Origin of the sequence: Pseudomonas sp. S3E12, from assembly GCF_001702295.1 — a bacterium.
In the GTDB taxonomy this organism is placed as follows: domain Bacteria; phylum Pseudomonadota; class Gammaproteobacteria; order Pseudomonadales; family Pseudomonadaceae; genus Aquipseudomonas; species Aquipseudomonas marginalis.
The window spans coordinates 297,764-313,251 of sequence record NZ_MBDT01000005.1 but is presented as its reverse complement, the minus strand read 5'-3'; the positions used below and the strand labels follow the sequence as shown (position 1 = coordinate 313,251).

Annotated in this window: 12 protein-coding genes; 6 read left to right on the top strand and 6 right to left on the bottom strand. The window is 61.7% G+C overall.

The annotated features are described in order from the left end of the window. Positions 1-15 precede the first annotated feature (15 nt). Both BB029_RS06260 and BB029_RS06255 read right to left on the bottom strand, forming a co-directional pair. Positions 16-798, bottom strand: coding sequence for a transporter substrate-binding domain-containing protein (locus BB029_RS06260; RefSeq protein WP_065938568.1), 783 nt, complete (start codon positions 796-798; stop codon positions 16-18). 166 nt (positions 799-964) lie between these two features. Next, complete coding sequence (locus BB029_RS06255) at positions 965-1,198, bottom strand: hypothetical protein (protein WP_027604750.1); 234 nt, start codon at positions 1,196-1,198, stop codon at positions 965-967. 213 nt (positions 1,199-1,411) lie between these two features. Between BB029_RS06255 and BB029_RS06250 the strand changes: the two genes are divergently transcribed. The 6 genes from BB029_RS06250 (at position 1,412) to BB029_RS06225 (ending at position 10,930) form a co-directional block, all read left to right on the top strand. Beyond that, positions 1,412-2,578 carry an efflux RND transporter periplasmic adaptor subunit gene (locus BB029_RS06250; RefSeq protein ID WP_065938567.1) on the top strand — a complete coding sequence of 389 codons (1,167 nt, stop codon included), beginning with the start codon at positions 1,412-1,414 and terminating at the stop codon, positions 2,576-2,578. Beyond that, entirely contained in the window at positions 2,575-5,670 is a 3,096-nt protein-coding gene (locus tag BB029_RS06245; protein ID WP_065938566.1) for a multidrug efflux RND transporter permease subunit, read from the top strand. Before BB029_RS06250 ends, BB029_RS06245 begins: the two co-directional genes overlap by 4 nt. Before the next feature lie 31 nt (positions 5,671-5,701). Beyond that, on the top strand, positions 5,702-6,379 hold the full coding sequence (locus tag BB029_RS06240) for a heavy metal response regulator transcription factor (RefSeq protein ID WP_027604753.1): 678 nt from the start codon (positions 5,702-5,704) through the stop codon (positions 6,377-6,379). Beyond that, the gene (locus BB029_RS06235; RefSeq protein WP_065938565.1) at positions 6,369-7,733 is read left to right on the top strand and encodes a heavy metal sensor histidine kinase; all 1,365 of its coding nucleotides are present in this window, start codon (positions 6,369-6,371) and stop codon (positions 7,731-7,733) included. Before BB029_RS06240 ends, BB029_RS06235 begins: the two co-directional genes overlap by 11 nt. Positions 7,734-8,021: 288 nt before the next feature. Further along, positions 8,022-9,350 carry an OprD family porin gene (locus BB029_RS06230; protein WP_065938564.1) on the top strand — a complete coding sequence of 443 codons (1,329 nt, stop codon included), beginning with the start codon at positions 8,022-8,024 and terminating at the stop codon, positions 9,348-9,350. Between the two features lie 86 nt (positions 9,351-9,436). After that, positions 9,437-10,930 (top strand): sensor domain-containing diguanylate cyclase, encoded by a 1,494-nt coding sequence (locus BB029_RS06225; RefSeq protein WP_065938563.1) that lies wholly within the window; start codon positions 9,437-9,439, stop codon positions 10,928-10,930. A gap of 106 nt (positions 10,931-11,036) precedes the next feature. Here the strand turns inward: BB029_RS06225 and lpxC are convergent, their stop codons facing one another. From lpxC to BB029_RS06205, 4 genes are all read right to left on the bottom strand, one after another. Then, the gene (gene lpxC / locus BB029_RS06220) at positions 11,037-11,948 is read right to left on the bottom strand and encodes a UDP-3-O-acyl-N-acetylglucosamine deacetylase (RefSeq protein WP_003171886.1); all 912 of its coding nucleotides are present in this window, start codon (positions 11,946-11,948) and stop codon (positions 11,037-11,039) included. A gap of 112 nt (positions 11,949-12,060) precedes the next feature. Beyond that, a complete protein-coding gene (gene ftsZ, locus BB029_RS06215; protein ID WP_017526184.1) occupies positions 12,061-13,266 on the bottom strand; it encodes a cell division protein FtsZ in 1,206 nt (401 codons plus the stop codon). 74 nt (positions 13,267-13,340) lie between these two features. Continuing rightward, on the bottom strand, positions 13,341-14,603 hold the full coding sequence (ftsA, locus tag BB029_RS06210) for a cell division protein FtsA (protein WP_027604757.1): 1,263 nt from the start codon (positions 14,601-14,603) through the stop codon (positions 13,341-13,343). Between the two features lie 15 nt (positions 14,604-14,618). After that, positions 14,619-15,488: a cell division protein FtsQ/DivIB gene (locus BB029_RS06205; RefSeq protein WP_065938562.1), complete on the bottom strand. Its 870-nt coding sequence runs from the start codon at positions 15,486-15,488 to the stop codon at positions 14,619-14,621.

Below are 15,488 nucleotides of genomic sequence, written 5' to 3'. Positions count from 1 at the left end.
CTTGAAGGCCGCCGATCAGTGCTCGGCAGGAACGGCGTCAAGGCGGTAGGGCTGGATGATCCGCTGGTACTCGCCGCTCTGCTTCAGTTGTTCAAGGGCGCAGTTGAGTTCGTTGCGCAATGCGGTGTCAGGTTTGCGCACCGCGATGGCCACACCATCGCCCAAAAGCTCGGACGAAATGGCAGGGCCGACGAAGTCGAAATCGTGGCCGTCTTCGGTGTCGAGCAAGGCTTCACGAATTTCTACCGTGCCTTGCAGGGTCGCATCAATCTCGCCGGCTTTAAGGCTGCTGACTAATTCATTGTTGAGCCAGAAACTCTTGACGATGACGCCATTCGGCGCCCACATCGAGCGGGCAAAAGCCTCACGATTACTTCCCAGCAACACGCCGACACGCTTGCCCTTGAGCGACTTTACCCGCGGCTGCAAGTTGGACATGCGACGCGCCACCAGGCGCGTGGTGAAGGGGTAGAGGTTATCGGTGAAGCCCACCCAACGTTGCCGTTGCGACGTCGGCGCCATCCCCATGATCGCGTCGAATTTCCTGGCTTCAAGGGAGATGAAATCTTCGGCAAGCACCTGGTCGACCCAGATGCAGCGTGCATTCAACTGCACGCACAGGGCGTTGCCCAGCTCGATATTCAAGCCGACCAACTGCCCTTGCGGGTCGCGGCTCTGGAAGGGGGGAAATTGTGCAGCAACGGCGAAACGGATTTCACGCCGCGGTGGATCATCGGCCGCGGAGGCATCCGCTGCAAGCAACAGGGCAAACACTACACAGATGTGTATCAGAGCCAAGGGAGACGTCCTTTTCCGGAAAGACCAGCGTCGCCCCGCTCCCCCCTGAAATCACAGGGGCAGAGCAAAGGCTGTGCAAGCTTTCAAGAAACGGTCGTAGGCCTACAATCAGAAATTTCAGCAGAGGCTGTAGGCAATAATCGACACGATCTGCGACTTGTTAATCTCAGCGTTTACCCATCGAACGACGAGTACCCGGCGGAGCCATGCCTGGCGACTTGGTATGGCCGTTCTTGGCACCGTTTTTGTACCACGGTTGGGCCGCATTCCTGGCCCCAGCCAGCTCACCCGGCTTGAACGGAAACTTGAACGCCGGGATCTCAGCTTTTTCAACGCCTTCGGCGCTGGCCGGATCGACGATGTCGGTCGCTTCAACAGGGGGTTGTGTCGGGGAAGTCATGAAAGCTCCGGGGCGTGCAAAAAATGATGCGGGGCCGGCTTGCGGGCCACACTGGCGCGCAGTATACCTGCGAGCTTCAGATCTTTAACCACCACCGGTACGAATGGTCGGAGTTTGCTGACAGCGCTGTCAGTTAGCCGTCACCGTGCTGACCGGGTTGAAGGGCTATAAAGGCCGCTCACTCTCCCCATCCTTTGCCCCGGCGCCTCACCCATGCACATTCAACGAAAAACTGCCCTGATCGTGGGTGTCCTCGTGGTCGTGGCGGTTGCAGCCTGGGCGCTGACCCGCCCAGCCAAGGCCAGACTGGCGGCACCCACCGCGATCCCGGTGCGGGTGGTGAGCGTAGCGCAGCAGGACATTCCACGCTTTGTCAGCGGCATCGGTACGGTGTTGTCCCTGCACAGCGTAGTCATTCGCCCGCAGGTCGACGGCATTCTCACCCAATTGCCGGTCAAGGAAGGCCAGTGGGTCAAGGCCGGCGACTTACTGGCCCGAATCGATGATCGCTCGATCCGCGCCAGTCTCGACCAGGCCAGGGCGCAACTGGGCGAGAGCCAGGCGCAGTTGCAAGTGGCGCTGGTCAACCTCAAGCGCTACAAGGAATTGAGCGTCGACGACGGCGTGTCCAAGCAGACGTACGACCAGCAACAAGCCCTGGTCAACCAGCTCAAGGCCACTGTCCAAGGTAACCAGGCCGCCATCGATGCAGCCCAGGTCCAGCTGTCCTACACCCAGATTCGCTCACCGGTCAGTGGCCGCGTCGGTATTCGCAATGTGGATGAAGGCAACTTCCTGCGCACCAGCGATACCCAGGGCCTGCTCTCCGTGACCCAGATCGACCCGATTGCCGTTGAGTTCTCTTTGCCGCAACAGATGCTGCCGACCCTGCAAGGCCTGATCGCCGCGCCTGCCAAGGCCAGCGTCGACGCCTACCTGGGTGCCGACACCGACGGCCAGACCGGCGACTTGCTCGGCGAAGGCCACTTGAGCCTGATCGACAACCAGATCAGCTCCACCACCGGCACCGTGCGCGCCAAGGCCGAGTTCAACAACGCCTCGCAACGCCTGTGGCCGGGGCAACTGGTGACCATCAAGATCCAGACCGCCCTCGACAAAAATGCCTTGGTGGTGCCGCCGACCGTGGTGCAACGCGGCCTGGATTCGCACTTCGTGTACCGGGTCAGTGGCGACAAAGTGGAGGTGGTGCCGGTGCAGGTGACGTACCAGGACAGCGACGTCAACATCATCAAGGGCGTACAGGCCGGCGATGTGCTGGTCAGTGACGGCCAGTCGCGGCTCAAGGCCGGTGCCCAGGTGGAGGTGCTCAAGGAGCCACCGCAGGTGGTCCAGACCGTCGACGCCAAGGTGCAGCCATGAACGGCAGCCGTTCGCCCTCGGCCTGGTGCGTCGACCACCCGGTCGCCACCCTGTTGTTGACCTTCGCCCTGGTGCTGCTCGGGATCATTGCCTTCCCGCGCCTGGCCATCGCGCCACTGCCGGAGGCGGAATTTCCGACGATCCAGGTCACCGCACAATTGCCCGGCGCCAGCCCGGACACCATGGCGTCCTCGGTGGCGACGCCACTGGAAGTGCAGTTCAGCGCCATCCCCGGCATGACCCAGATGACCTCCAGCAGTGCCTTGGGCTCAAGCCTGTTGACCCTGCAATTCACCCTCGACAAGAGCATCGACACCGCCGCGCAGGAAGTGCAGGCAGCGATCAACACCGCATCCGGCAAGCTGCCCAGCGACATGCCGAGCCTGCCCACCTGGAAGAAGGTCAACCCGGCGGACAGCCCGGTACTGATCCTCAGTGTCAGCTCCGACAGCATGCCCAGCACCGAGTTGAGCGACTATGTGGAAACCCTGCTGGCGCGGCAGATCAGCCAGATCGACGGCGTCGGCCAGATCAACATTACCGGCCAGCAGCGCCCGGCGATCCGCGTGCAGGCGTCCCCCGACAAACTCGCGGCCATCGGCCTGACCCTGGCCGATATTCGCCTGGCCATCCAGCAATCGAGCCTTAACCTGGCCAAGGGTGCGATCTACGGCGAGAACAGCGTGTCGACACTATCGACCAACGACCAGCTGTTTCACCCCGAGGACTACGCCCAACTGATCGTGTCCTACAAGGATGGCGCCCCCGTTCAACTGCGCGATATCGCCAAAGTCATCAACGGTTCGGAGAACGCCTACGTGCAGGCCTGGTCCGGCGATACACCGGGGGTCAACCTGGTGATCTCGCGCCAGCCCGGCGCCAACATTGTCGAGACGGTGGACCGCATCCAGGCCGAACTGCCGCGCCTGCAAGGCATGCTGCCGGCTTCGGTGCAGGTCAGCGTGTTGACCGACCGCACCAAGACCATCCGCGCGTCCCTGCATGAAGTGGAGGTGACCCTGCTGATCGCCATCCTGCTGGTGGTGGCGGTGATGGCGCTGTTCCTGCGCCAGTTGTCGGCGACGCTGATTGTGTCCAGCGTGCTCGGCGTGTCGCTGGTCGCCAGTTTTGCGCTGATGTACTTGATGGGCTTCAGCCTGAACAACCTGACCCTGGTGGCGATCGTGATCGCCGTGGGCTTTGTGGTCGACGATGCCATCGTGGTGGTGGAGAACATTCACCGCCACCTCGAGGCGGGGCTCGACAAGCGCGAAGCGGCGATCAAGGGCGCCGGCGAGATTGGCTTTACCGTGGTGTCCATCAGCTTCTCGCTGGTGGCGGCGTTTATTCCGCTGCTGTTCATGGGCGGTGTGGTCGGACGGCTGTTCAAGGAATTCGCACTGACGGCCACCTCGACCATCCTGATTTCGGTGGTGGTCTCATTGACCCTGGCACCGACATTGGCCGCGCTGTTCATGCGCGCCCCGACCCATCCCGCCCACGACAAACCCGGCTTCAGCGAACGCCTGCTGGCCGGCTACGCGCGCAACCTGCGTCGCGCGCTGGCCCATCAGCGCAGTATGGCCGCGCTATTCGTGGTGACCCTGGCTCTGGCGGTGGTCGGCTACGTGTTTATCCCCAAGGGCTTCTTTCCGGTACAGGACACCGGTTTTGTGCTCGGCACCAGTGAGGCGGCGGCGGATGTGTCGTACCCGGACATGGTCGCCAAGCACAAGGCCCTGGCCGAGATCGTCAAGGATGACCCGGCGGTGCAGGCGTTTTCCCACTCGGTGGGGGTGACCGGCAGCAACCAGACCATCGCCAACGGGCGCTTCTGGATCGCCTTGAAAGACCGCGGTGATCGCGACGTGTCCGCCAGCCAGTTCATCGACCGCATCCGGCCCAAGCTCGCGAAAGTGCCGGGCATCGTGCTGTACCTGCGCGCCGGCCAGGACATCAACCTCAGCTCCGGCCCCAGCCGTGCCCAGTACCAGTACGTACTCAAGAGCAACGACGGCCCGACACTCAACACCTGGACCCAGCGCCTGACCGAAAAACTGCGCGCCAACCCGGCGTTTCGCGACCTGTCCAACGACCTGCAACTGGGCGGCAGCATCACCCATATCAGCATCGACCGCCAGGCCGCCGCGCGCTTTGGGCTGACCGCCACCGATGTCGACCAGGCGCTGTATGACGCCTTCGGCCAGCGCCAGATCAACGAGTTCCAGACCGAGATCAACCAATACCAGGTGGTGCTGGAGCTGGACAGCCAACAGCGCGGCAAGGCCGAAAGCCTGAACTACTTCTACCTGCGATCAAAGCTGACCAATGAGATGGTGCCGTTGTCGGCAGTGGCCAAGGTCGACCCGCCGACCGTGGGCCCCTTGTCCATCAGCCATGACGGCATGTTCCCCGCCGCCAACCTGTCGTTCAACCTGGCACCCGGTGTGGCGCTGGGCGACGCGGTGATCATGCTCAACCAGGCCAAGAATGAAATCGGCATGCCGACCACCATCATCGGCAACTTCCAGGGCGCGGCCCAGGCGTTCCAGAGTTCGCTGGCCAGCCAGCCCTGGCTGATCCTCGCGGCGCTGGTGGCGGTCTACATCATTCTGGGTGTGTTGTATGAGAGCTTCGTGCACCCGCTGACGATTATCTCCACCTTGCCCTCGGCGGGGTTGGGCGCGCTGATCATGCTGTCGCTGATGGGCCAGGACTTCTCGATCATGGCGCTGATCGGCCTGGTGCTGTTGATCGGGATCGTGAAGAAGAACGGCATCCTGATGATCGACTTCGCCCTGGACGCCCAGCGGGTGCGCGGGCTATCGCCGGAGGAGGCGATCTATGAAGCCTGCATCACGCGGTTCCGCCCGATCATCATGACCACCCTCGCCGCCCTGCTCGGCGCGGTACCGTTGATGCTCGGCGCAGGCCCGGGTGCGGAAATGCGTCAACCCCTGGGCATCGCGGTAGTCGGCGGCTTGCTGGTGAGCCAGGCGCTGACGCTGTTCACCACACCGGTCATATACTTGTACCTTGAGAAATTTTTCCACCGGCCCAAACCAGCGGCTGAGCTGGCAACCACACATTGAGGCCAAGGCACCGCCCTGGAGCAAAAGGCTCATGCGCGTACTGATTGTTGAAGATGAAGAAAAAACCGCCGACTACCTGCACCGCGGCCTGACGGAGCAAGGCTACGCCGTCGATGTGGCGCGCGAGGGTGTCGAGGGCCTGCACCTGGCGCTGGAAAACGATTACGCGGTGATCGTGCTCGACGTGATGCTGCCCGGTCTCGATGGCTTTGGCGTGCTGCGGGCGTTACGTGCGCGCAAGCAGACGCCGGTGATCATGCTCACCGCCCGCGAGCGCGTGGAAGACCGTATCCGCGGCCTGCGCGAAGGCGCCGACGATTATCTCGGCAAACCGTTTTCCTTCCTCGAACTGGTGGCGCGCCTGCAAGCCTTGACCCGCCGCAGCGGCGGCCACGAGCCGGTGCAAGTGACCGTCGCCGACCTGTGGATCGACCTGATCAGCCGCAAGGCCAGCCGCAATGGCGTGCGCCTGGACCTGACCGCCAAGGAGTTCTCGCTGCTCAGCGTATTGGCGCGGCGCCAGGGCGAAATCCTCTCCAAGACCTCGATTGCGGAAATGGTCTGGGACATCAATTTCGACAGCGACGCCAACGTGGTCGAGGTGGCGATCAAGCGCCTGCGCGCCAAGCTTGACGGGCCGTTCGAACACAAGCTGCTGCACACCATTCGCGGCATGGGTTATGTGCTGGAGAATCGCAGTGTCGGCTAACTCCATTGCCCTGCGCCTCAGCAGCATGTTCACCCTCGTGGCGGCGCTGATATTCCTGTTGATCGGCGGCGCGCTGTATCAGCAGGTGGACCGCAGCCTGGGCTTGCTGCCAGGGGCGGAGCTGGATGCGCGCTACAGCGTGTTGGAATCCTCTGTGAACCGCTTCGGCACGCCGGACCATTGGGTGAAGATTCAAGCCAAGCTCAAATTACTCGGCGAGGAAGACAAGCGCATCCGCTTCTGGGTCGTCAGCAGCGATCCGACCTACGAGTACGGCAACCCCGATGCGCAGATCCGCGCCTTCGCCGAGGGCCCGACAGGCAAGCGGGATCTGCGCCTGCCGGGGCGCGAATACCCGTTCAAAGTGCTGGTGAGCCAGTTCCCGGCCAAGGACCAACGCCCGCCGCTGCGCTTCATGATCGCCATCGACACCGAAAACTTCCGCGCCACCCAGCACCACCTGCTGGTGGCGCTGGTCAGCCTGGCGCTGGTCGGCGTAGTGCTGGCGGCGCTGCTGGGGTTCTGGGTGTCGCGCATTGGCCTCAAGCCGCTGGGCAAACTCTCGGATGAAGCACAGAAGCTGGCGCCACCGAAGCTCTCCGGGCGCCTGCGACTGTCGCCGCTGCCGCCGGAGCTGAGTCAGTTCGTCAACTCGTTCAACTCCACCCTGGACCGCGTGGAACAGGCCTACTCGCGCCTGGAGTCGTTCAACGCCGACGTCGCCCACGAACTGCGCTCGCCGCTGACCAACCTGATCGGCCAGACCCAGGTTGCCCTGACACGCGGGCGTTCGGCCGAGCATTATTTTGAGGTGCTGCAATCCAACCTCGAGGAATTGGAACGCCTGCGTTCGATCATCAACGACATGCTGTTCCTCGCCAGCGCCGACCAGGGCAGCAAGGCCACCAAGCTGAGCGAAAGCTCCCTGGCCGATGAAGTGGCGACTACTCTCGACTACCTGGACTTCATCCTTGAAGACGCCCAGGTTCAGGTACGCGTGCATGGCGACGCCCGGGTGCAGATCGAAAAAGCCCACCTGCGCCGCGCCCTGATCAACCTGCTGAGCAATGCGGTGCAGCACACCGCGCCCGGGCAGGTGATCGACGTGAACATCGACGTGCTGGAGCATCAGGTAGCCATCGGCGTGACCAACCCTGGCGACGTGATTGCCGGCGAACACCTGCCCCGGCTGTTCGAACGCTTCTATCGGGTGGATGCGTCGCGCAGCAACAGCGGGGCGAATCACGGTTTGGGGCTGGCCATCGTCAAGGCGATAGCCTTGATGCACGGCGGTGATGTGTTCGTGCGCAGCGATGTGAGTGGCAATACATTTGGCATTACCCTGCCGGTCTAGACATCTCCCCCATGGCCCCCGGCATCACTGTTGCTGTTTTGGCAACAGTCATTATCTTGTTACACTCTGTATCGCAGCGCTCGCCTGCGTTAATTTGACGCATCGATGAGCGCGACGGCAAAGGCAGCTGACCCGCTTACCCGAATTTCCCTCGACTTATTTCCAGGGCTCTACACTGGGAATCTGTCTTAAAGCCGCTGACTTCAGCGGCTTTTTTTTGCGGTAAAAAAAGGCCAGGCACACCCCCACGACACTGGCCGTTTTCGATTGACCAAAGGAGCTCCACCGGTGAAGAACTCGCTGACGTTCACCCCGTTATTCCTCGCGATTGCAGCAACGATCGTTCCCCTTGCCCACGCGGCAGACACCACCCCCGCCGACGGATTCGTCGAAGGCTCGCACCTCGACATCAACACCCGCAACTACTACATGAACCGCGACCGGCGCGACCTCCACACCGATGACAGCAAGGAATGGGGCCAAGGTTTTATTGGCACCTTCGAATCCGGCTACACCGAGGGCACCGTCGGCTTCGGCCTGGACGCCCACGCCATGCTCGGCCTCAAGCTCGACGGCGGTGGCGGCACCGACGGTTCCAGCATCCTTCCCTACGGCAGTGCTGACGGCAGCGGCAAAGCGCCCGGTGCGTTCTCCACCGCAGGGGGCACCTTGAAGATGCGCGCCTTCGACACCGAGCTGAAGGCCGGTGACTTGTTCCTCAACAACCCGGTGATCGCCGGCGGCATGACGCGCATGCTGCCGCAGACTTTCCGTGGCGTGAGCCTGAGCAACCACAGTTTCGACGGCTGGATGCTCGAAGGCGGCCAGGCCAGCTTCACCAAGCTCTACAACCAGAGTGGCCACCGACGCATCGGCACCAGCTATGGCGCATTGCCCAGCAACGCTGACAGCCAGCACATGAATTGGGCGGGCGTGTCGTTCAGCGACATCCCGGGAGTGACCAGCAACCTGTACGCCTCCGAACTCAAGGACGTGTGGCACCAGTACTACTACGACCTGGACTACACCTACGCGCTGAACGACCTGGTCAGCCTCAACCCGGGCCTGCACTACTACCACACCCAGGACACCGGCCAGTCGCTGCTCGGGGATATCGACAACAACACCTACAGCCTGCACTTCACCGTCGGCGTGGGCCACCACAGCGTCACCGCCGCCTACCAGCGGGTCAACGGCAACACGCCGTTCGACTACATCAGCCAGGGCGACAGCGTGTACCTGGACAACTCCCAGCAATACTCGGACTTCAACGGCCCTAATGAGCGCTCATGGAAGCTCAAGTACGCCTACGACTTCGCCGGCCTCGGCATGCCCGGCCTGACCTCGGCGGTGTCCTACATCAGCGGCAAGACCGATCTGACCAAAGTCGACCCGCAAAGCCGTGGCTACAGTGCCTGGTACAGCGCTGACGGCAAGGACGCCAAGCACTGGGAGCGGGATATCGATGTGAAGTATGTGGTGCAGGGCGGCAAGGCCAAGGATCTGGCGGTACGCCTGCAATGGGCAACCAATCGTGGCAGTCATGGCTACTCGGCGGTAGACCGGGACGTGGATGAGTACCGAGTGATCGTCGACTACCCGATCAACGTGTTCTAACGCGCAGATCTTTCTTTTTAACCGAGTATTTAATTTTCATCGGGTAGAACTAAACTGCCAGCATCCACATCGCTGAAGTCTGCCCGATGAGTCAACGCCGTGTCCGTACCCTGGCCGCACGCCCAGAACTGTTAATGGTTCTGGGCAGCGCTATCACTGTTGTCTTGATCGTGGTCATTGTCGCCGCGTTGCTGATCCGCGAACACGCCAGCACCCTGCAGGCCGCTACGCGCTCAACCACCAATATTGCGCAGTTGATCAATGCCGACGTGCTGCGCAACGTCGAACTCTACGACCTGGCCCTCAAGGGGTTGATTGCTGCCAGACAACGCGATGACCTGTCCCAGGTTTCCGCGAATATCCAGCACCTGGTGCAGTTTGACCTCTCCACCGCCGCGCCTTTCAAAGGTGAAGTACTGTTGTTGGATGCCAATGGCGCGGTGATCGCCGACTCTTCGACCCTGCAGCCGACCCCGCGCAATTTTGCCAACCGCGATTACTTCCAAGTGCATGCCAAGGACGCCCAGGCCGGCTTGTTTATCAGCCGGCCGTTCAAGATTCATTGCAACTGCGACCAGGTCTGGCGCATGGCATTCAGTCGGCGAGTGTCGGGGCCCAATGGTGAGTTTGCTGGCGTTGCGGTCGCGACCATGCGCCTGGCGTATTTCGACCAGTTGTTCAACACCGTGACCATCGGCAACGGCAGCAGCGTCAACCTGCTTAATAACAAAGGCTTTTTATTGGCCCAACAGCCGCTGCTCGAAAGCGACATGATCGACAAGGACCTGAGCGGGCGACCGAATTTCAAGAGAATACTGCGTGAAGGCAGTGGCACCTTCCAGGCCATCTCCGCCATCAGCGGCAAGGAGCGCCTGTACACCTTCACCAATGTCGGGGACCTGCCGCTGATTGTGGTGGTGGCCCTGTCCAGTGAAGATGTGTTCGCCCCCTGGAAGCGCGCCGCACTGCTGACCAGTGGCGCCACAGGCATCCTGTGTATCGGCTTGTTATGGCTGACCTGGATGCTGCGCCGGGAACTGCGCCGCCGTTATCGCGCAGAGCGCGTCCTGTCAGAACTGGCAGCCACCGACGCCCTGACCGGCCTGGCCAACCGCCGCATCCTCGACGAACGCCTGCGCCTTGAATGGGACCGGGCGCAACGTTCGCTCGAACCACTGACTGTGCTGATGATCGACGTGGACCACTTCAAGGCCTTCAACGACCGCCACGGCCATCATGGTGGCGATGCAGCACTGCGCACGGTGGCCCAGGTGATCAACAGCAATATCCGCCGCCCTGCCGACCTCGCGGCTCGTTACGGCGGCGAGGAGTTCGCGGTTGTACTGCCCAATACGGACGCCAAGGGCGCGTGGGTCATCGCCGAGCATATCCGCAGCAGCATCGAACATTTACCACGGGTGGCGGGGGATGAGCAGCCGATCACGGCGAGCATCGGCATGAGCACCCGGGACAAGCGCAGCAGGATGTCCCTGGAGGCTTTGCTGCTCAGTGCGGACCGGGCGTTGTATGAGGCCAAGCACACGGGGCGCAATCGGATTGTGGATGCCAGTGAGGGGTGATGATCGCCCCCACGCTGCGCATGGGAACGAGGGAGGCGCATAACAGGCACATAAAAAAAGGCCACCCGAAGGCAGCCTTTAAAAACTAAAGAAAGAGAGTTGTTACTTACACCGCCGCAACGGGACGCATGTAAGAGATCGGTGCGGTGCTGGCATCTTCGAAGGTCACGACTTCCCAAGCGTCTGTCTGCTCAATCAACTTGCGCAGCAGCTGGTTGTTAAGGGCGTGGCCCGACTTGAAGCCTTTGAACTCGCCTATCAGGCTATTGCCCAGCAGGTAGAGGTCACCGATTGCATCGAGGATCTTGTGCTTCACGAATTCGTCTTCATAGCGAAGGCCGTCTTCGTTCAGTACACCATCCGCGTCGACCACAATGGCGTTTTCAACGCTGCCGCCGAGTGCGAGGTTGTGCTTGCGCAGGTACTCGATGTCACTCATGAAACCAAAGGTACGGGCGCGGCTGACTTCTTTTACGAACGAAGTGCTGGAAAAATCCACGCTTGCACTCTGGGTGCGGTCACGGAATACCGGGTGATCGAAATCGATCTCAAAGCTCACTTTAAAGCCTTCGAACGGGACGAAGGTGGCGCGCTTGTCGCCGTCTTCTACTGTCACTTCCCGCAGAATGCGTATGAACTTCTTGGCTGCGTCCTGTTCTTCCAGGCCGGCAGATTGAATCAAGAATACGAAGGGTCCAGCGCTGCCATCCATGATCGGGACTTCGGACGCGGAGAGCTCGACGTAGGCGTTATCGATGCCCAAACCGGCCATGGCCGAGAGCAAGTGCTCCACCGTGTCCACTTTGACGTCACCGTTGACCAACGTGGTCGACATCGTGGTTTCGCCAACATTTTCCGCGCGAGCAGGAATCTGCACCACAGGGTCCAGGTCGGCACGCACAAACACGATGCCGGTGTCGACAGGTGCAGGCTTGAGGGTCAGGTATACCTTCTCCCCGGAGTGCAGACCTACACCTGTGGCACGAATAATATTCTTCAGGGTGCGTTGTTTAATCATGGCTTGGACCGCTTCAGCGCAAATTGCGAACTGGTATCAACAAAGGCTGGCGATAATAGCAGACCAGACCTTTGCTGAACACCAATCACCTTCATAGCCCTGATACATTCCATTAATCGGCCTGACGACGCAGGAATGCCGGGATGTCCAGGTAGTCCAGGTCATCTTGCGGATTCGGGCTACGGGACGCCGCAGCACCGGCCTGAGCCTGGTTGCGCATCACGGTCGGACGATCCAGGTCACGGTAGTTCACCGACGGCAGTTCCTGGCGCGAAGGCGCAGGAGCGGCAGCCGCTTGGCTCGCGTGGCTGGCCTGGCTGTTATGCAGGGTATTGTCGATGACCTTCACAGGCTTCTCGATTTTCGCGCCCAGGCCGGTGGCAACCACGGTCACGTGCAGCTCGTCGCGCATGTCCGGGTCGATAACGGTACCGACCTTGACCATGGCGTGCTCGGAAGCGAAGGCTTCGATGATGCTACCCACGTCGGAGTACTCACCCAGGGACAGGTCAGGACCGGCGGTGATATTCACCAGGATGCCGCGTGCGCCTTGCAGGTTCACGTCTTCCAGCAACGGGTTGCGAATGGCCGCTTCGGTGGCTTCGCGTGCACGGTTCGGACCGCTGGCGCAGCCAGTGCCCATCATCGCCATGCCCATTTCGCTCATGACAGTACGGACGTCGGCAAAGTCGACGTTGATCATGCCAGGGCGCTTGATGATGTCGGAGATACCGCGAACGGCACCGGCCAGTACATCGTCAGCCTTGGCGAACGCGGACAGCAGGCTCGCGTCCTTGCCCAGGATGGTCAGCAGCTTCTCGTTGGGAATAGTGATCAACGAGTCGACGCTTTCAGACAGCAGACGGATACCTTCGTCGGCGATCTGCATGCGCTTGCGGCCTTCGAACGGGAACGGACGGGTCACGACCGCAACCGTCAGAATCCCCATTTCCTTGGCCACTTCGGCAATGATCGGCGCTGCACCGGTACCGGTACCGCCGCCCATGCCCGTGGTGATGAACACCATGTTGGTGCCCTGCAGCACTTCGGCAATACGCTCGCGATCTTCCAGGGCGGCTTGACGGCCGACTTCCGGATTGGCGCCGGCGCCGAGGCCCTTGGTCACGGCTGTGCCCAATTGCAGGATGGTCCGCGCGCCGATGCTTTTCAGCGCCTGGGCGTCAGTGTTGGCGCAGATGAATTCAACGCCTTCAATGTTGCTCTTGACCATATGGTTGACAGCGTTGCCGCCGCCACCGCCGACACCGATCACTTTGATGACCGGGCTGGCGGGGATGTTGTCTACGAGTTCGAACATGTTCCCTCTCCTTTCGTTTTCTCTAGTTTTTTCGCCTACTACTTGTTTCGGTGCTGCGGTGTTGCGGTAAATCTTTAGAAATTGCCTTTGACCCACGCCTGCAGCCGCTCGAACAACGGCGCCTTGGCCTCGTCGTCGCTGCGGTAGCTGTCACGGTTGCTCGGGCCCGACAGGGAAATGCCGTCGGTCTGCTTTTGCAGCCCGTACAACAGCAAGCCCACACCGGTGGAATAAATCGGGTTGCGCACCACGTCGCCCAGGCCTTTGACACCATGGGGAACACCCAGGCGGACCGGCATGTGGAAGATTTCCTCGGCCAGTTCGACCGCGCCTTCCATCTTCGAGGTGCCACCGGTCAGCACGATGCCGGCCGGGATCAAATCTTCGTAGCCGCTGCGGCGCAGTTCAGCCTGGATCAGGGTGAACAGCTCGTCGTAGCGCGGCTCGACCACCTCGGCCAGGGCCTGGCGCGACAGTTCGCGCGGTGGACGGTCGCCCACGCTTGGCACCTTGATGGTTTCACCGGCACCGGCCAGCTTGGCCAGGGCGCAGGCATAGCGGATCTTGATTTCTTCGGCGTACTGGGTCGGTGTACGCAGCGCCATGGCGATGTCGTTGGTCACCTGGTCGCCGGCAATCGGAATCACGGCGGTGTGACGGATCGCACCCTCGGTGAAGATCGCGATGTCGGTGGTGCCGCCGCCGATGTCCACCAGGCATACGCCAAGCTCTTTTTCGTCGTCGGTCAGTACCGAATACGCGGAAGCAAGCTGCTCGAGAATGATGTCGTCGATTTCCAGGCCGCAGCGGCGCACGCATTTTTCAATGTTCTGTGCGGCGTTGACGGCACAGGTCACCACGTGAACCTTGGCTTCCAGGCGCACGCCCGACATGCCCAGGGGCTCGCGGACGCCTTCCTGGTTATCGATCACGTAGTCCTGCGGCAGGGTGTGCAGCACGCGCTGGTCAGCCGGGATCGCCACGGCCTGGGCAGCGTCGAGGACGCGCTCAAGGTCGGCGGCGCTGACTTCGCGGTCGCGAATCGCCACGATGCCGTGGGAGTTCAGGCTGCGGATATGGTTGCCCGCCACGCCGACGAACGCCGAGTGAATCCGGCAACCGGCCATCAGCTGCGCTTCTTCGATGGCGCGCTGGATCGATTGCACGGTGGACTCGATGTTGACCACCACGCCCTTCTTCAGGCCACGGGACGGATGCGTGCCAATACCGACGATTTCGATCGTGCCGTCTTCCCCGACCTCGCCCACCAGCGCCACCACCTTGGAGGTGCCGATATCGAGACCGACGATCATTTTGCCGCTTTGCACGTTTGCCATGGGTCCTGCCTCTTCTTAATTCTTCGCGACAGCGGGTTGCGCTGCCGTGGGCGCAGCCGGTTCACGCCAGCCGACGGCAAGGCCGTTGGCGTAACGCAGGTCGACGCTCGCAATGTTCGTAATCTGTTCTTTCAAGGTCTTGTCATAGATGGCGATGAAACGGCGCATCTTTTCCACCAAGCGGTCGCGTCCCAGCAACAACTGGATGCCCGGGCCGGAACTGCCTGCCCCGGTCGTCAAAAACCAGCTGCCCCGTTCACGCAGTTCCAGGCGTGCAATGGAGAAGCCCAGTGGCCGCAGCATCTGGCTCAGGGCCTGGTACTGCTGCATCACTTGCTGCTGCGCCCGCTGCGGCCCGAACAACTGCGGCAGGTGCTCGTAGTTGGCCAGCTCACGCGGGGTGAACGCCTGACCCTGGTTGTTCAACAGCGCCTCATCGCCCCAACGGGCCACGGGCAGCTGTTCTTCCAGGCGGATCGTCACCTGGTCCGGCCAGACGCGGCGGACTTCGGCGTGGGCGATCCACGGCATCTGCTCCAGCTCCCGACGCATACCGGCCAGGTCAATGGTGAAGAAGCTCGCCGCCAGGAACGGGCCGATACGCTGCTGCACTGCTTGCTGGCTGATGTAGCTCAGATCGCCCTGCACGCTGATCTTGGTGATCGGCCGGTCGGCATACGGCAATAGACGCTGCGCGCCCTCGTAAGTGCCGAAGCCCAGCACCACCAGCATCACCGGCCAGAACAGCGCCTTGAGGAAACCAAAGTTGGCTTTCGGCAGGCGCGCCGACATCGGCTCTTTAGCCACCATTCGACTGGCACCCCGTGGCACCGGCTTACGGCTCGGTGCTTGTGGGGGCTGATGACGAAGCGATGCGCCTTTCAT